Genomic DNA, 17171 nt, shown 5'->3' with positions numbered 1-17171 from the left:
TGCCCGCGTTCGTCATTCGAGGCAGACGATTTGAATGATGCGGTTATCACCATGAATGGTTGTGTGAGTCCACTCTTCTATGGTCTTTATCTGCTGTGGTGACAGGTCGTAGACAAAGCAAAAATCTTCAGGCTTTGTCCAGCCCATAAGTGCGGCCAACGGGTCCATGTATACGCTTGGGACTTCCACGGTCTGTATTAGCTCTTCGGTAGTCTGGTCAAAAATTTCAACGACGGGCTTCATTTTTCTACTTTCCTTGTCGGATCGGCGGGTTTGGTTTGTTCGCCAGTTATTGGATCGAACTCGCCAAGGTGTTGGCCTTGTTTTGTGTATAGCTCTACAGCGCCATGCTGTGAGTCCCATTCATAAATCTTGCCTTTACGATCCTTCCATCTTCGACGTTTAACGCCACCGCCACGTACAAACGTTTTGGATGGAGCAATCTTGGCTTCTGGAAACGCTGGAAGCAGCGACGGGGGCTTGTAGTACTTATGATCCCCCGGAACATTCAAAACCACATAAACCGGCCGAACCCCCGAATCCGCCGGAAACACCAGAATGAAATCCCTGTACTCCGGCGGATAGATCGGGTCGACGATGATGCTGTCGGCCATCGGCGTCGGCGGATAGATCCAAATGGGTGGCGCCTGCGGCGCCGCTTCCAAGGAGGGGATGCCGAGGGTGTCGGACGGGTTGGTGGCCGGCGTCCAGATCAGTTCGATGCCCTCGCCCAGGTCAGCAATGAACTGGTCGGCTCGTGGGGTGAACTGGACAACGTCGACCATTTCCCAATCACGATTCTGGCCGGTGTAGAAGCCGTAGCCCTTGAGGCTGCCGTCGGCCTGTTGCTCGATGCTCAGGCGCACGCGACTGCGGGCCTGTTTGAGATTGCGTAACTGGTCTTCGCTGTAGAGCGCGCTGTCATCCAGGCTGCTGGGCCAGAGCAGGGCGACGATGCCGGTCAGTAGGGCTGCGCCGACCGTGCCGCCCGCAGCGGCAACCGTGGAAGTTGCCGAACCGCCCAGCGCGAGCCGGCCCAAGTTAACCGGAACCGCGCCCGCGCCAATCCGCTTGAGGGGGATCGTGCCGGATGGGTCGGCGCTCCTGCCGCCGAGCCACATGAGATCGCCGTATTGCTTGACCAGATCTGCCGGGACGTAGCCGTTGGGGTTGCTGTAATTGATGATGCCGTTGGGCAGCTTGCAGCTTTTGGCAAACACACTTCCGGTCACGATGGGCAAAGGCTTCTTATCCACCGTGGCCCAGCGTTCTTGCTCATAGGCCGCCTGCCGGGCAAGCATGGCTTCATAAGCCTGCTGTCGGGCTTCGCGCTCGGCCAGTTCGGTGGCCGTCATGTCCCGATAGGTGACGTAATGCCCGTCGCCGCCGGGTGGGTTTCGAACCTGGGGAATGTCCTTTTTGCGTGTCGCCACGTAGTGAGTCTCGTCCGGTAAAAGCAGGACAGACGCTAACGCGTGAAGAGAGGGGCGCGATGTAGGAGGTTTCTTGAAGTGGTTGTTCCGGTTTCCTCAAAACAGGTAAGGCTGACTATTGAGGGCCGGAACAATCTGAAGCGTCAGCCGGGGCTGTCAGTCATTGGGCGACCGCAACTCGGCAGCCGACGTCGCCTTGCGCCTTTGCCTACAACTACGCCAGAATCCGCCGGCTTGTTCGCCTTGGGTTGCGCCGGTAGCTTGGGACCTGTCACTGCTCATCAGTGATCGGGTTTAGTCGCCCGTCGTTGCTAAGTCGCTCAAGCGTCCATCAGTCAGGAATCCCCATCCCTGCACTCGATGGTGGCTGTGCGCAGGGCGCCCTTGGGCGCGCCGATTCCTTAGCTCGTCGGTCGACTAACCTGCGTACAGCTGCCTCCCAATCGTTTAGTCGCGAGCGGGAAGTAGCCTCAACCAAAGAGAGCTAAGGCTATGGTCAAAATTACACCGAATCCTCCAGTTACAGATGAGCCCACGTCTTGCGCCCAATCGGCTCGCAATAAAAAGCGCGACGACGCGGCCACCCGCGCGTTGGATTATTACCTGAAACCCAAGCCTAAGAGCGAAGCGTCTGACAAGTCCGACTCCATTTTACGGATTGATCCGGCAGTGGATTCTGAGTGTTTGCTTGCGAATCTCAGTGAGAATCTGGCTTCGGCGAATGCCATGATCAGTGATTTGGCGTTTGATCTGGATGGGTCGCGGCGGCGTGTTGCGATGGGGATTTTGCAGGTGATTGAGGTGAGTGAGTTGTTGGCAAATCGGGCTTTGGATATTGTTGAGGTGAGGTAGCCGAGGGGGGCCCTAGAACAAGAAAGGTCTAGCTGGCTGGGCTTTTCTTGTTCGAAGAAAGAAATGGCTACCCAAAAACCTAGTTTTCCTTCCGACGGAACCTCAAGAAATGAGGGGAAAAACGCTGGAGAAAATTCAAGTTGTTCGGTTGAACGCCGATAGGCTTGCGGAAGATTTCACGCGAAGGATCGAGTGTGTTTTACTCAAGAAAAGCTGAAAAAGATCATCTGTATAACCGAATCATCCTGCTTACCGTAGCTTGCTGTGTGCTGCTGTTCCTGGCCACTCTGGCGAAACACTCAGGGACCATTTAGGGGGCAATTCAATGGAGTGCTGTCGAGGCAAAAGGTACCGTGACGCAGCTTGAAAGCAACCCGATGAATGAAAACGGAATAATAATTCATTATCGATATACCGACAGTAATCAACAAGTCCATGAAGATGAGTACCCGGACCAGCGCTATAGCGAACACTAACAGTACGAGGTAGGTGAGGACGTTCCGTTGCTGTACTCACGTTGATTTCCCAGATCAACAGCATAGCCACCGAACTTCACACGTATCGCGCTGGTTTTTTCGTCATGGCGGGTGGGGTAGTGCTGACAGTGGTGTTCCTGTGGTTTTCTTTCAGGACGTTCGGTCGCATTTATCGGATGAAGGAAGAAGACCGCTTCTACTGAAACGGTTTTGATCATGGCGCCTAGAGCCTTATTCATCCCCTGGAATCGGTTTTCCCACCTATGAAAAGTTATTTCTCGCGGCGGGCAGTCCTGGGTGCCGGAGCAGGTGCCGCGACTGGCATGGCCGCTGAGCATCCAGCGTCGGCACGAGTGCATTAACTGGCGCCGGCTCGGTTGTAGGCAGCAAGGCGGCCTACGGCGCGACGGCAGATATATCCCAAGCGATTTTGAACAACATGTAAGTCCACGGTGCCGTTATGGGCAAACTGGTACGTGAAAGTTTTGGAGAGACACATTAAGCAAGGAGAGCTGAGCACATCGCGGCGGAAGGTGAGAGAGCGGACTCCGACGTTGAGTTCATGGAAATGCAATGGGGCTTAGCCTGAAAAACTAAAGCTCCGTGCTTTACCCGGTCATCGGCATCAACGGCTCCGTGAAACGCAATGGCACACCGGTTTGGCATAACTTCAATACCATTTCGGCATTCAACGAAGCACCATCATTGCTTACCCCCTGAGCAGTACGCAATCGATCAGAAACGGCTCAGGTCACGCTGAGGCGCGGCAGCATGCCCACCATAACCTTGCACCTTTCCGCAACGAACAGTAGCAGACTACCTAAGCCCCCTCCGATGCACGGTACTGTATTTATAGCCAGGGTAGACGAAAAGCTAGTAGCGATTTTGGATCCAGCTGTAGTAGCGTTATGCCTCCAGCTCCCTAGGTAGAATTGTTATGGCACTCGTTTCCGATGAGACGCTGAAATACATTTCTAAATCTCCCTCTACCATTCTCGGCAGTATCGAATGGACCACCTTGCATCAGATCGGAGGCACAGTCCCTGCTTTGGGGCATCTGGGACTAAATTTCGCCAATCTTGGCGTGCTTTATGGCCTGGAGGTCATCATGGGTAGCTTTGAAGGTGCATTGATTAAAGAACAAAGCCAGACATTCGCAGTTGTGATTGTCAAACACAACTACACTTCTTCATCCAGCGCGGCAAATCCAGTTCGGGAATCGTTTCAACCGTATTTCCCCGGGGTGCCTATTATTCTCGCATCACAAGATTCCCGGGGAGCGTTCCGGTATCATGGTCGACAAGATTTGGCTAAATTTCTTGCGCGACTTCATCCGTCTCAAATTCCATGGCGCAAATATAGCTACTAATTGCTTTTAAAAAGTAGTAAATGGGGTGAGCCGAATTTGTTCTGCCTTGGTCGAATTCAGTTCGTCTATTTATACTTCTCCCTTTGCACAAAAGATTGTTGTATGCGGTGTAATATAAAATCCAGATCAACTACATTCTAATACCGAGAAGGGATTTCTAGATGTCTAGAACTTTAGTTTACAAATCCTCAAAAAGCTATAATAGCGATGTTGGTAGTGTTGTGCCAATTGCTGTGGAAGAAGATGATGGGGTAGTAAGGCTTGTTTCTCCAGGCGAGTATCCAAACAATAATAGAATATTTATCTCTAAAGAGTACTCAAAGATAGATGAGAACTATGGTGATTACGAGCTTTTTCTTTTAACAACAGTAAATGAAAGTCATGATTCTGAAGGAGTCGATAGTCCTACGAGGTCGCGATTTTATTCAATGGGTTATTATGCAGCCCCATTAGACGCCAATACATATTTACCCATCGTCAATATGGAAATGCCAGATGTAGCCTCGGGTCGTGTCGAACAAGCGCCTCTCTCTGATATTGGGAATAGGTCTTTTTTTATTCTATCTAATTCTATAGTTACTGGCCCGTTTACGGCGCAAGCAGAAGAAGATGGTTGGCTGCTTACACCTTTGATGAGCTTAACTCCTCTAGGGTTAAGTAATTACCACGTCGCACAATTTGAGCTTGATAAGCTTGAGGCAAACAGTCTTGTTATTAGAAGCTCGATGGGAGGCAATGAAAGGATTTATCTTGCCTCATTAAAAAAGGCGAAAGAACTAATCGAGTTTGATAGTCAGGATTACATATCAGACTCTGCGCTTATTCGTTTTTATAGCAAAATGGACTATGGCAAAGGAATATCGACTCTCACAAAATCTGAAGCTGTGAAGTTAACCGGAATAATAGATCAATATAAAAAGAAAAATAAGCAATTAAGTAACGATGGTCGAACCAAACGATTGGAAAGTGTGCTTGATGAATATCTAAAATCCAATGGTGTGGGGGCTGATGTTGTACAGAATTATTTGCACAATACTAAAAATGGTAAGGTTTTCCTTGAGCAGTACGTTGATGATAATCGAGACCTTCTTTTAAAAGAAAAAATGGAGGCGATTGAGAGCGAATTTGCAGCTCGACGTGAAAAAATTGAACGTGAGATAGCTGAGGTTTCAGGTCGTCTGGAGCTGAGAAAGCAAGATTTCGCGAGTTTTGAAGTAGAATTTGAAAAGCGTAAAGCATTATCGCGTGCTCAAGAGCAATCTGAGCTTAGGGATAGAAACAATATTTTAATGGCTGAAATAGAAAGCCACGAAAAGACACTATTGCAACTAAAGGAAGAGGTTGGAGTAGCGAAAACTTTATCTCAGATGATAGAAGAGCAGAAATCGTTAAAGAATAAAAATGATTATCTTAACGAGGATTATTATAAGCTAAAAAATCAAGTTAGCCAGCAGCAGAATTTAATTCGTAGTCCGCAAATTGGTGACAAGCTATTAGAATTTAAGACTTTGCACATGTTGCTGAATGGGATTTCCCCTGACTCTGTCGAAAGCCACGTTAAACCTGTAAATATACCTGCTTTTGCCTTTAATGTTGTTGGGGAAGCTAGAAAAAGTTATATATCTCATTTAAAGTCATCTCTAGACTCTACAGAAGGTCGTCCATTCTCGTATGATGAAATGGCGAATCTTACTTTGTGCACAATTCAATCATTCCTAACAATATTTTCCGGGCCTCCAGGTACAGGTAAAACTTCTAGTGCGCACCGATTTGCTAATGCATTAGGTTTGGTAGCAGAGCAAAAAACATCTTTGGAGACGGATAACTTCCTCAACATACCGGTTGGAAGAGGATGGGTTTCAAGTAGAGATTTACTTGGTTTTTATAATTCGCTCAAAAATAGTTATCAGCCATCTAGAAGCGGGCTCTTTCAATTTCTCAAAGCGTTCAACGATTCATCTGCGGAGCAAAATAGTGAGGAATATCTGAAGTTGGTATTGCTGGATGAGGCTAATCTCTCAAGTGTTGAGCATTATTGGTCCGATTTTTTGGCAATGTGTGATACTTTTGAAATAGGTCAAAAAATAGATTTGGGAATGCCGGGGACTGAAGATCGGTATCTACACATTCCAAGTAGTTTAAGATTTATCGCAACTATTAATAATGACGCAACAGTTGAGTCGCTATCTGAACGGTTGATTAATAGAGCTCCGGTTATTATGTTGGGCCATGGGGCTGATGCGCCTATAGGTCAGATACAGGCTGATCTTTTAAGTGGAGCGGTGCCATTTACTGAACTTAAGGAAGCATTTTATCCTTCTCGTGAAGAGGAAGAGCTGAATTCTCGCGAAACAATTAGGCTTGAGCAGGTTCTTGATCTTTTGACTACGAATAATATCAAGGGCTCTCAGGTCTACGTCAGCAAGCGTAAAATCAACGCAATAACGCGATATTGCTTCGTAGCGAACCAGCTAGGATTCAAAGCAGAGCCACTTGATTTTGCTATCGCTCAACATGTCCTGCCGTCGATCAAAGGGCACGGGCAAGGGATGAGAGAGCGCATGAACAAGCTTGAAGGCAAACTTTCGGAGTTTGATTTCACTATTTCTAAAAAAATCGTACAAACCATAATTGAAACTGGTGATGAATTTTCCGATTCATACTCCTACTTTTAATGAGGCTCCCTAATGCTATCCATTGAAATAATATCAGGTGAGCGTAAGGGTGAAATACTTGAGCTGAGAGAACTCTCTGTCCCGTCTTTAAAAGTAAGCGCAATACGTGAAGATGAGGCACTACGCTTTTTTATAAGGCTTGACGAATTTTATGAAAATCTTAATTTGGTTCTTCATGAAATAGAAACGCCTCATACTCATCGCTATCAAAAGGATAATGGATGGGTCTATGAGTGGTTCCCTAGGGAAGTATATGGGCGAAAAGAAGCTTTTTTTCACAACTATTATGGCCTCGCGGAGCTACAGATTGTATCACGTGATCAGAGCGCCTCTAGTGATCTGGGCTATGCGCTATTCATCGAATTTCATCCAGTCGAGGTTTTTGCAAAGAAAATTAATGCAGATCGAGTTGAAAGAATGCTCGGATTTCTTGCACGTGAAGATGGTAAGGATCTAGCAAGTGCTATCAGAGTTACCCGGATAAGGGCGGGCCATAAAGCTGGTGGTAAAACAGAGGCGTTTTTATTAGAAAGGATTGAGCACAATGTTGCCTTTTTAAAAAGTGTACTGCCGGCAATTATTGCTGCTCCTTTGTCAAGACTACAGCAGTCAACTAGATTAGTTGTGCCAAACAATGAGACTCTTATTGATGAGTCTTCACTCCGATGGATATCGGAAAATCCCGATGGCCTTTACAAGACTTATTCAGTTGATGATGCGGTTTTGAGTTATCAGGGGGAATATTTTTCTGCCAGTAAACTCCTTGAAGCAAAGATAAATAACTCTACTGATATCTATGAGAATCAGATATTGCATGGTTTTTTATATGTGATTATTACTGCTATAGGGAAAATAAGAGAGCGGCTTCTGGTATCTAATCTTCAGGAGCGATCATCAGGTGGGAATTTCAATGGGTACGTATCTTTATTTGCACAAATAAACAAATTTTCGTCATCCATAAATAAAAATAAAGTTGATAAGTGCAATCGGCTTATGGGTGAGATGACTTCGATATATGCCAGGCTTAAAAGAAGTATTCCAGTTAGCAAGCCTTGTCTCGAACCTCCTAGATACACACAAAAATCAAAGTCCAACCTGCTGTATCGACAAGTTTTTGCCAGGTCTATTGCATGGCGTCGCTATGGTGCACCTGACTGGAGTTTTCAAGATGAGTTATTTTCAATTCAGAGCATTCCTAGGCTCTTTGAGTATTATCTTCTGTGTATAATTAAACGTCATCTTGAAGAGAGTGTTGGTGGTAATCAATCATTCAGTGATGCTTCAGCTGTTGATGATATTTTCGTGTATGGTGGAGCAGGTGTAAATATTAATTTAATGTATGAGCCTGATGTTTGGTCAGTTGGCCACGCCTCTGCGGTGGGGAAGGACTTAGTTAACACTGAAGGGTGGACAGTTTATTATGGTCGTGGCGACGCTAAAATTAGCAAGCGTGGCTCGTTTGGGGGGAGAGCTAATAGATGCCCGGATATAATTATTGAGTTAACTGGGCGGGGCGAGGAAAGTAAGTATATAGTTATTGATGCAAAGTATACGGATAATGGTCGGGCTTATCTGACGTACTTGCCCGAGCTAACGATGAAGTATATTCATGGTATACATCGGCAGGGGACGGGTGTTAATCCTACTGTTGCGTTGATTATTGTTAATCCCAGTGAAGATCCAGTTACACGTCACTTTCATCAGCATGATTACAGCATATATGGACAGTATTCGGTGACGCCAGCGCTTCTAGTATCTTCGATTGATGTCTCTGTCGCGCACGAACCTGGGTCAAATTTCAGGAAAGATTTAGCACGGGTTATAGAGATTAATTTTTAGTTCTTGGTGCTATTGTTAGGAATTGGGAAAAGGGACGGGTTTGAAGATTGGTTTATTGCATATGTTCTGTCGTTGGATATCGTTAAGATAACCTCCAGGGCGTAATGACCGGAGCATTAAGCTATTTCATTGTCTGCGCGATCTTTTTTCCTATTTTTTCTCTCAATGGAAAATTTCTACAGGCTAAGAGCCGATTCAAGGCTTCGTTGGAGCTTCACTAGACTCAGCAGAGCTCGGGAGGGGTGAGATCCAATTCTTATGCACGGGCGCACGGGTAGGGAGCTGTATAATCAGTCTCTCCAATTGCTCATTCAGTTGGAGGGCGGCAGCGGGCTCAATTTCATTTTTTTCTGATTCTGAATGATCGGGCTCTGGAATTACTTTAGGTTCACTGAGATAGCCAAATATCGATACACCAACAAACATTACAATTACGGCTCCCATTCCTATCATCGCTGAGTATTTGAAAACTTGCTCAGATTTTTCGGCCGGTGCTGCTACCATCTTGTTGTATTCATCCTGTGGTAGGAAACGGTAGAGTTTTGGTTGCCAGTCCCTTCGAAGTCCGCGCTGTAAACTTATGAAGCTCCACCCAGAGTAGACAATCATCCCGATATACCCAGTCGCTATCAGCATGACCATGCTGATTAACCAAGGATTGATGTCAGTACTCAGTCTCGCGGCCACTAGACCTACGCCTAGAGCCAAGGCCCCTGATACAGCTGTTATTGTTTGTCTTGTTGCGTCTGTGGCTTTCGCGGTTTCTTCGGTAATTGCTTTGCGTAGATCGCCTAAAGACTTAAGAGTGTCTTTAGCTAAATCTGATAGCGACATTTGATACACGATTTTTGCACTTTCCAGCGCTGTTGGTAGGTTGGCTTTTAAGTAATCAGCGGCAGGGCCGTTCTCGCGCCCTGAACGGGCAATTTCCACAGCTAACAGGTTATGTTTTACTTCCGCTTCGCGACTATTTTCATAAACCCAATGAGCTGCTGTTTGCAGGTTTAGAAAAGCATCTATGCCAAATTCTTGTAAAGTAGTTGCAGTAGATTGATGAGGTAGCAAAACTAGCTTCGGCGGTCCCTTGAAAATTAATGAGTGATTTTCTGGGTCGATCTCGTTTGCAAGAGTGTGCACTAATGCATCAAACGCTTTTATACTCCATATTTCATGAAGTGGCTCATCTAAATCAAACTGCGATAAATCTAGAAGAAGCCATGGTCTAATGTCTCCTGGGACGACCTTCGAAGAGCCTGATTCCCTTACCAAAGCCCTAGGAGATTTAGTAGCAGGAAAAATCGGAACTGCCGTAATCGTTTCGTAGGGTGCCCAACCGGTATATATACGAACCTGAGTGAACAGCGGTTTCGAGAGACCAGCGATCCGCCAGTGCTTCGCGTCGTGTCCTTTCTCTAGCCAATGTAAAAGACCAACTGAAGTCAGAATGTCTAGTGTCTCGTCGGGGCAATCTGGCTTCCGAATCGTTACTCGGAATGGCTCGAAATCCTCAACGATATTGCTTGGCTCAGTTGGTGTTTGCTCTTCATCAACTACGGAGTACCCCCAGCCGAGCTCCGAGCAAGTAGCTAATATTTTAAGGGTCGCGTCCACACGCAGATTCGAGACTGTGACAGTCTCATCACTCTCATTGATATGCGCGCTAGCCTGCACAGCGAGTACCTCAAGCTGTTCAGCGAGGATTGTCAGAGACAAGTTTGTCTTCCGTGATTGCCTGAGTATCAATCGTAATCAATTCTCCACCCCTAGCCTTAGGCTCGCGTGTGACTGTCATTCCAGCATCGTCTGGATACAGGACTGTGACACCCTCTGTGGTTCGAATTCGACGCATAGGAGGCCGCCCTAGAATTGTTTGGTCAGAAGGAAACACCACATTCTCAATTCTAGCGGAACGAATTTTTCGGCGAGTTGCATTCTGCAATCTTGTGATTGCCTTTTCATCGGTAGGGTTTCCCGCTGCCAGCAGGACAGCATCAATTATCGCATCTTCGTTGATTTCTTGACGTTGCGCTAAGGCATTTTTGGCCACGGCGAAGGCTCTAGGGACTGTGTCGGGTAAGTCGGCTTTGCAAGAAGTTAAAGTTTCGCGTAAAAGACTAACGACCTTAGTATTAAGTTCTTGATCAGACATGCTGCGGACTACGTCGAGAAAGTTGGCGAAATAATCAACAATCTCAGGCGCTTTTTTCATTCTATCTTTTGCGGATACCAAAGTTTCCGCTACACCATTTACAATCCTCACCAAGGAGGATTTTTGAATGGCTTTTTTATCCGCTACAAATGCGTGAACGATGCGTCGAAGCAGGCCCCCGTCTTCCGCAGAGGCCTGTTCTATAGCCTCGCTGTAGTCATATTTGATCATGCTGTAGAGTTTTGTTCGCTTATCACCACCGGATAACTCAAAGATAAATAACGCTCCGTCGCGGCTGCTATTAACGTGCCACCGAGAAAAGGTAGCAGAGAGACTCTGAGTTCCCCTCTCAAAATTTTCGACTCCTGTGGCAATTTTCTCAAGTTGAGCCTTGGTAGCTGACGTCTCCCTGAAGCTATAGACTGCGTCCGCATCGGTATCGAGTATCCGTGCGATGAAAAACTCTTCATGCTCAACTTGGCGGACGGACTCCGGGGTAAATTCTTCTCCACCGACTACGTGGAGGATCATATTTGTGATCCTCAGGCCAGCCGTCTCTTCATCTGTAAAGAAACCCACCGCTTTCTCCCTTACTCGCAAATATCCCGCTGAACGGACGCGGTCCCTGTCCTAAAACCTTTGCAATTGGGCTACTACTCAGCGCAAGGACAAAAATATTAGTACGTGAAGGGTCAGCATACGGTTGCTCCTTGGCTGTGGCAATTGGCCTTGTATGCATCAGCGTCAGAAAATTGAGATTTCGAAAATGAGAACAGATTTTTTCTGCGGATCCCCTTTCGCTGCTACCGGTCGAGAGCGAGTGGCTAGTGCTGCGTCTAATTAACACGGCACAGCACATAGTGGTAAAAAGGGGGTAGATTACTTATGTGTGTCGTGTCCTATTCAAAGACAATCCCGAAGATAGTCTCTCAGCATGATAGCCGGAGCGTAAAGATCATCCATTTTCTGCACTGCGTTGAAATCCGCAGCTAAACGATGCAGCTCCCGCCCCAACACCGTATCCACTCCACCAATCGGCCCCAACGCTAAATTCAGGCATCGACCGATTTCGCGCTGAATCCCAGCCACATCGCCCCGCCGTATCAACAACCCAAAAACCTCCCGATCACAACTCCCCATCAACGGATCATCCCGCAGAATCGGGCTGTGACCCTCTGTCTCATAAGCCAGCTTGAGGGAGTAAAGAGCGACCGTTTCCAGCAGCAATTCCATGGGGTGAAATCCTTCGTGACTGGGTGAGTAGGGTGGGGTGGAGTTGGGTTGATGGGTTACGTCTTGGCGGTGGCAACTCGGAGTATCGGTGAGGGTGGTGGCTTTTTTATGAGCGCTTTGCGCTCAAGCGGGAGCAAGCTCCCTCGCCACAGGTTCTTCTCCTACCACAGGATCTTCTCTACCACTGTTCTTCCTTTCCCCAGGTTCTTCCTTGCCACAGTTTTTTCCTCACCATGGGTTTGGATATTTGGGGCCGCTTCGCGGCCCAGCGAGGATAAATCCCCTAGCCACAAGAGGGGAATAAATCCCTTCACCACAAAGGGCAGTAGGGATAGACCCCCTCACCACAAAAGCGGGTAGGGGACTGGCTGAGCCCTGCATTACCCGCAGAAAACCACTTTCCTACAGACGAAAAAAAAGACCTTGAATTTCAAGGTCTTTCTTTAAGATGGTGCCCCGAGGGAGACTCGAACTCCCACTCCTTTCGAAAACGGATTTTGAATCCGCCGCGTCTACCAATTCCGCCATCAGGGCTCAATGGCGGCGAAGTATAGAGAGGTGACTACCGTTGGTCAATCACGTTTCATGGTGAATTTTTGATATTTCCGCTAGACTTTCCGGCCCTGCTAGACGAACCCCATCATGCGTGTTGCTGACTTTACCTTCGAACTCCCTGATTCGCTGATCGCTCGCCACCCTCTGGCCGAGCGTCGCGCCAGTCGACTGTTGACCCTGGATGGGGTCAGCGGTGCCATGGCTCACCGTCAATTCACTGATTTGCTTGAGCATTTGCGCCCGGGCGATTTGATGGTGTTCAACAATACCCGGGTGATTCCGGCGCGGTTGTTTGGCCAGAAGGCCTCCGGCGGCAAGCTGGAGATTCTGGTGGAGCGGGTGCTGGACAGTCACCGTGTGCTGGCCCATGTGCGCTCCAGCAAGTCGCCCAAGCCGGGTTCGTCGATCCTCATCGACGGTGGCGGCGAGGCGGTGATGGTGGCGCGGCATGACGCGTTGTTCGAGCTGGAATTTGCCGAAGAGGTGTTGCCGCTGCTCGACCGTGTCGGGCACATGCCGTTGCCTCCTTATATAGACCGCCCGGACGAAGGTTCGGACCGCGAGCGTTATCAGACCGTGTACGCCGAGCGCTTGGGGGCGGTGGCGGCGCCGACGGCGGGGCTGCATTTTGATCAGCCGTTGCTGGAGGCGATTGCCGCCAAGGGCGTGGAGACGGCGTTCGTGACGCTGCACGTCGGTGCCGGGACGTTTCAGCCGGTGCGTGTGGAGCGGATCGAAGACCATCACATGCACAACGAATGGCTGGAAGTGAGCCAGGAAGTGGTCGATGCCGTGGCGGCTTGTCGCGCCCGCGGTGGTCGGGTGGTGGCGGTGGGGACCACCAGCGTGCGCTCCCTGGAAAGCGCTGCCCGCGATGGCGTGCTCAAGCCGTTCAGTGGCGACACCGACATCTTTATCTACCCGGGCCGGCCGTTTCATGTGGTCGATGCCCTGGTCACCAATTTTCATTTGCCCGAATCCACGCTGTTGATGCTGGTTTCGGCGTTCGCCGGTTATCCCGAAGCCATGGCCGCCTACAAGGCCGCCGTCGAGCATGGATACCGCTTTTTCAGCTACGGTGATGCGATGTTCATCACCCGTAATCCCGCGCCACGCGGACCCGAGGAAACAGTATGAGTCGCACCTGTCGCATGTCCTTCGAGTTGCTCGCCACCGATGGCAAGGCTCGTCGCGGTCGTCTGACCTTCCCCCGCGGTACCGTGGAAACCCCCGCGTTCATGCCGGTGGGCACCTACGGCACGGTCAAGGGCATGCTGCCACGGGACATCGTTGCCACGGGTGCGGAGATCATCCTCGGCAACACGTTCCACCTGTGGCTGCGCCCGGGCATGGAAGTGATCAAGGCCCACGGTGACTTGCACGATTTCATGCAGTGGAAAGGCCCGATTCTGACCGACTCCGGCGGCTTCCAGGTGTTCAGCCTCGGCGCGATGCGCAAGATCAAGGAGGAGGGCGTGACCTTCGCTTCTCCGGTGGACGGCGCCAAGGTGTTCATGGGCCCGGAGGAGTCGATGCAGGTCCAGCGTGACCTGGGCTCGGACATCGTGATGATCTTCGACGAATGCACGCCGTACCCGGCCGATGAGGACGTGGCGCGGGTGTCCATGGAGCTGTCGTTGCGCTGGGCCCAGCGTTCGAAGAATGCCCATGCGGACAACACGGCGGCGCTGTTTGGCATCGTTCAGGGTGGCATGCATCAGGATTTGCGCATGCGCTCGCTGGAAGGCCTCGACAAGATCGGCTTCGACGGCCTAGCCATCGGCGGTCTGTCGGTGGGCGAGCCGAAGCACGAAATGATCAAGGTGCTCGATTACCTGCCGGGCCAGATGCCCGCTGACAAACCTCGTTACCTTATGGGCGTTGGCAAACCGGAAGATCTGGTTGAGGGTGTGCGCCGCGGGGTGGACATGTTCGATTGCGTGATGCCAACCCGTAATGCCCGCAATGGGCATCTGTTCATCGACACGGGCGTGCTGAAGATCCGTAACGCGTTCCATCGCCATGATGATTCGCCGCTGGATCCGACCTGCGACTGCTACACGTGCCAGAACTTCTCCCGCGCTTATCTGCATCATTTGGACAAGTGCGGCGAAATGCTGGGTAGCATGTTGAATACCATCCACAATTTGCGCCATTACCAGGTGCTTATGGCTGGTTTGCGCGAGGCTATTCAACAGGGTACATTGGCCGCCTTTGTCGAGGCCTTCTATGCCAAGCGCGGGTTGCCTGTACCGCCCTTGGACTGAGTTTTCCGATCCTAAGATTCAATACTTGCAACTGGAGTGCTAAATGAGCTTTTTTATCTCTAATGCCATGGCTGACGCGGCTGCACCTGCTGCTGCCGGCCCTATGGGCGGCGGTTTCGAGTGGATTTTCCTGGTCGGCTTCCTGGTGATCTTCTACCTGATGATCTGGCGTCCACAGGCCAAGCGTGCCAAAGAGCAGAAGAACCTGCTCAGCAGCCTGCAAAAGGGCGACGAAGTGGTCACCACCGGCGGCATCGCTGGCAAGATCACCAAAGTGGCCGATGACTTCGTGGTTCTGGAAGTGTCCGACACTGTTGAAATGAAGTTCCAGAAGGGCGCTATCGCGGCCACGCTGCCAAAAGGCACGCTGAAAGCGATCTAAGTAACAACTTCTATTCAATCGACGGGGCGCGCAAGGCGCCCCGCGTCATAAGCGGGCGGCGTGATGCTGAACAAATACCCTCTGTGGAAATATGTACTGATCCTGGCGGTGCTGGCGGTCGGTCTGATTTATTCCGCTCCCAATCTATACCCGGATGACCCGGCCATTCAGGTCAGTGGCGCAAGCACTGCGCTGCAGGTCACCCAGGCCGATCTGGACCGTGCGAGCGCTGCGCTCAAGGCGTCCAATATCGAGGTCAAGGCTGCGTCCATCGCCGAAAACGGCAAGGGCGGCCTGTTGCGCCTGGTCAAGGCGGAAGACCAACTGCCAGCCAAGGACGTGGTACGCAAGGCGTTGGGCGACGATTACGTTGTGGCCCTGAACCTGGCCCAGACCACTCCGCAATGGCTGCGCAAGCTTGGCGCCCATCCGATGAAGCTGGGCCTGGACTTGTCCGGCGGTGTGCACTTCCTGCTGGAAGTGGACATGGAAAAAGCCCTCGATGCGCGGATGAAAGTCTACGAAGGCGACGTCAAGAGCCTGTTGCGCAAAGAGCGCGTGCGTTATCGCAGCCTGCCGCAACTCGACGGTGCCATTCAACTGGGCTTCAGCGACACCGATACCCGCGAGCAGGCCCGTGCGCTGATTCGCAAGAACTTCAACGATTTCGACATTGTGCCGGCCGACCTCAATGGTCAGGCGGTGCTGCGTCTGGCGATGACCCCGGCCAAGCTGGCGGAAATCCGCGAATACTCCATCAAGCAGAACTTGACCACGGTGCGTAACCGCGTCAACGAGCTGGGTGTGGCCGAACCGATTGTGCAGCGCCAGGGCGCCAACCGCATCGTGGTCGAGCTGCCGGGCGTGCAGGACACCGCCGAAGCCAAGCGTATCCTCGGCAAGACCGCCAACCTGGAATTCCGCCTGGCCGCTGAGCCGGGTGCTTCCAAGGCCACTTCCGAGAGCTTCGAGTTCCGCGAGGGCAACCGCCCGGCAGCGCAGATCGAGCGTGGCCTGATCATCACCGGTGACCAGGTGACCGACGCCCAGGCGGGCTTCGACGAGCAGGGTCGCCCACAGGTGAACATTCGCCTGGACGGCCATGGCGGTGAGCTGATGAGCCGCGCCACGCGCAGCAACGTCGGGCGCAGCATGGCGGTGATCTTCATCGAGCAGAAGCCGATCACCACCTACACCAAGCAAGTGGTCGACGGTGTCGAGAAAGACGTCGCGGTGCAGGCCTTCAAGGAAGAGAAGAAGATCATCAGCCTGGCGACCATCCAGTCGCCGCTGGGCAGCCAGTTCCGCATCACTGGCCTGAACGGCCAGGGTGAATCCTCGGAGCTGGCCCTGCTGCTGCGTGCCGGTGGTCTGGCCGCGCCGATGTACTTCGCCGAAGAGCGCACCATTGGCCCGAGCCTGGGTGCCGACAACATCACCAAGGGTATCGATGCTTCGCTGTGGGGCATGCTGTTTGTCTCGCTGTTCATCATCGCCATCTACCGCTTCTTCGGCATCATCGCCACCGTCGCGCTGGCGGTGAACATGGTGATGCTGCTGGCGCTGATGTCGCTGCTGGGTGCCACGCTGACCCTGCCGGGTATCGCCGGTATCGTGTTGACCATGGGTATGGCGGTGGACGCCAACGTGCTGATCTTCTCGCGGATACGTGAAGAGATCGCCGCCGGCATGACGATTCAACGGGCAATCAACGAAGGCTTCGGCCGGGCATTCACCGCGATCCTCGACGCCAACCTGACCACGTTGCTGGTGGGCGGGATTCTCTTCGCCATGGGCACCGGCCCGGTCAAGGGCTTCGCAGTGACCATGTCCCTCGGGATCTTTACCTCGATGTTCACAGCCATCATGGTGACCCGCGCAATGGTCAACCTGATCTTTGGCGGTCGTGACTTCAAGAAGTTGTGGATTTAAGGGGCTGCC

14 protein-coding genes and 1 tRNA gene are annotated in these 17171 nt (G+C 50.9%); 8 read left to right on the top strand and 7 right to left on the bottom strand.

The window, feature by feature from the left end:
- Window positions 1-12: 12 nt before the first annotated feature.
- A complete protein-coding gene (locus tag AC30D9_RS12385; protein ID WP_116831504.1) occupies window positions 13-243 on the bottom strand; it encodes a DUF7683 domain-containing protein in 231 nt (76 codons plus the stop codon).
- The gene (locus tag AC30D9_RS12380) at window positions 240-1433 is read right to left on the bottom strand and encodes a colicin E3/pyocin S6 family cytotoxin (RefSeq protein ID WP_490144111.1); all 1194 of its coding nucleotides are present in this window, start codon (window positions 1431-1433) and stop codon (window positions 240-242) included. Before AC30D9_RS12380 ends, AC30D9_RS12385 begins: the two co-directional genes overlap by 4 nt.
- Window positions 1434-1925: 492 nt before the next feature.
- Between AC30D9_RS12380 and AC30D9_RS12375 the strand changes: the two genes are divergently transcribed.
- Complete coding sequence (locus tag AC30D9_RS12375) at window positions 1926-2285, top strand: DUF6124 family protein (protein WP_490144110.1); 360 nt, start codon at window positions 1926-1928, stop codon at window positions 2283-2285.
- A 472-nt stretch (window positions 2286-2757) separates the two neighbouring features.
- Here the strand turns inward: AC30D9_RS12375 and AC30D9_RS12370 are convergent, their stop codons facing one another.
- Complete coding sequence (locus AC30D9_RS12370; protein ID WP_490144109.1) at window positions 2758-2979, bottom strand: hypothetical protein; 222 nt, start codon at window positions 2977-2979, stop codon at window positions 2758-2760.
- Window positions 2980-3698: 719 nt separating this feature from the next.
- Here AC30D9_RS12370 and AC30D9_RS12365 point away from each other — a divergent pair.
- The 3 genes from AC30D9_RS12365 (at window position 3699) to AC30D9_RS12355 (ending at window position 8644) form a co-directional block, all read left to right on the top strand.
- Window positions 3699-4130, top strand: a complete 432-nt coding sequence (locus AC30D9_RS12365) for a hypothetical protein (protein WP_490144108.1) — start codon at window positions 3699-3701, stop codon at window positions 4128-4130.
- Window positions 4131-4291: 161 nt separating this feature from the next.
- Window positions 4292-6805: a DUF8727 domain-containing protein gene (locus AC30D9_RS12360; protein WP_490144107.1), complete on the top strand. Its 2514-nt coding sequence runs from the start codon at window positions 4292-4294 to the stop codon at window positions 6803-6805.
- A 12-nt stretch (window positions 6806-6817) separates the two neighbouring features.
- Entirely contained in the window at window positions 6818-8644 is a 1827-nt protein-coding gene (locus tag AC30D9_RS12355) for a DUF2357 domain-containing protein (protein ID WP_490144106.1), read from the top strand.
- Window positions 8645-8839: 195 nt separating this feature from the next.
- Here the strand turns inward: AC30D9_RS12355 and AC30D9_RS12350 are convergent, their stop codons facing one another.
- From AC30D9_RS12350 to AC30D9_RS12335, 4 genes are all read right to left on the bottom strand, one after another.
- Window positions 8840-10357: a hypothetical protein gene (locus tag AC30D9_RS12350; RefSeq protein WP_490144105.1), complete on the bottom strand. Its 1518-nt coding sequence runs from the start codon at window positions 10355-10357 to the stop codon at window positions 8840-8842.
- A complete protein-coding gene (locus AC30D9_RS12345) occupies window positions 10335-11372 on the bottom strand; it encodes a hypothetical protein (protein WP_489112931.1) in 1038 nt (345 codons plus the stop codon). The genes AC30D9_RS12350 and AC30D9_RS12345 overlap by 23 nt, the downstream gene beginning before the upstream one ends.
- A 324-nt stretch (window positions 11373-11696) precedes the next feature.
- Window positions 11697-12026: a hypothetical protein gene (locus AC30D9_RS12340; RefSeq protein WP_490144104.1), complete on the bottom strand. Its 330-nt coding sequence runs from the start codon at window positions 12024-12026 to the stop codon at window positions 11697-11699.
- Between the two features lie 449 nt (window positions 12027-12475).
- Window positions 12476-12560: transfer RNA gene (locus AC30D9_RS12335), tRNA-Leu, on the bottom strand.
- Between the two features lie 108 nt (window positions 12561-12668).
- On the opposite strand from AC30D9_RS12335, the gene queA reads away from it, so the two are divergent.
- The 4 genes from queA (at window position 12669) to secD (ending at window position 17162) form a co-directional block, all read left to right on the top strand.
- Window positions 12669-13718 carry a tRNA preQ1(34) S-adenosylmethionine ribosyltransferase-isomerase QueA gene (gene queA / locus AC30D9_RS12330; protein WP_025211994.1) on the top strand — a complete coding sequence of 350 codons (1050 nt, stop codon included), beginning with the start codon at window positions 12669-12671 and terminating at the stop codon, window positions 13716-13718.
- A 14-nt stretch (window positions 13719-13732) separates the two neighbouring features.
- Window positions 13733-14848, top strand: coding sequence for a tRNA guanosine(34) transglycosylase Tgt (gene tgt / locus AC30D9_RS12325; RefSeq protein ID WP_167659374.1), 1116 nt, complete (start codon window positions 13733-13735; stop codon window positions 14846-14848).
- 43 nt (window positions 14849-14891) lie between these two features.
- The gene (gene yajC / locus AC30D9_RS12320) at window positions 14892-15230 is read left to right on the top strand and encodes a preprotein translocase subunit YajC (RefSeq protein WP_007916913.1); all 339 of its coding nucleotides are present in this window, start codon (window positions 14892-14894) and stop codon (window positions 15228-15230) included.
- Window positions 15231-15293: 63 nt separating this feature from the next.
- Window positions 15294-17162, top strand: a complete 1869-nt coding sequence (gene secD, locus AC30D9_RS12315; RefSeq protein ID WP_307576098.1) for a protein translocase subunit SecD — start codon at window positions 15294-15296, stop codon at window positions 17160-17162.
- Window positions 17163-17171 lie beyond the last annotated feature (9 nt).

The sequence above is a fragment of the Pseudomonas sp. DF11 genome (assembly GCF_058148565.1).
Note: the sequence above shows the minus strand (reverse complement) of the source record. Positions and strands in the feature narration are given on the sequence as shown.

Bases quoted from the DNA above. Each gene is read 5' to 3' on its own strand.
- AC30D9_RS12385 (WP_116831504.1), bottom strand. From the start codon at position 243: ATGAAGCCCGTCGTTGAAATTTTTGACCAGACTACCGAAGAGCTAATA.
- AC30D9_RS12375 (WP_490144110.1), top strand. From the start codon at position 1,926: ATGGTCAAAATTACACCGAATCCTCCAGTTACAGATGAGCCCACGTCT.
- AC30D9_RS12370 (WP_490144109.1), bottom strand. From the start codon at position 2,979: ATGATCAAAACCGTTTCAGTAGAAGCGGTCTTCTTCCTTCATCCGATA.
- AC30D9_RS12365 (WP_490144108.1), top strand. From the start codon at position 3,699: ATGGCACTCGTTTCCGATGAGACGCTGAAATACATTTCTAAATCTCCC.
- AC30D9_RS12360 (WP_490144107.1), top strand. From the start codon at position 4,292: ATGTCTAGAACTTTAGTTTACAAATCCTCAAAAAGCTATAATAGCGAT.
- AC30D9_RS12355 (WP_490144106.1), top strand. From the start codon at position 6,818: ATGCTATCCATTGAAATAATATCAGGTGAGCGTAAGGGTGAAATACTT.
- AC30D9_RS12340 (WP_490144104.1), bottom strand. From the start codon at position 12,026: ATGGAATTGCTGCTGGAAACGGTCGCTCTTTACTCCCTCAAGCTGGCT.
- queA (WP_025211994.1), top strand. From the start codon at position 12,669: ATGCGTGTTGCTGACTTTACCTTCGAACTCCCTGATTCGCTGATCGCT.
- tgt (WP_167659374.1), top strand. From the start codon at position 13,733: ATGTCCTTCGAGTTGCTCGCCACCGATGGCAAGGCTCGTCGCGGTCGT.
- yajC (WP_007916913.1), top strand. From the start codon at position 14,892: ATGAGCTTTTTTATCTCTAATGCCATGGCTGACGCGGCTGCACCTGCT.
- secD (WP_307576098.1), top strand. From the start codon at position 15,294: ATGCTGAACAAATACCCTCTGTGGAAATATGTACTGATCCTGGCGGTG.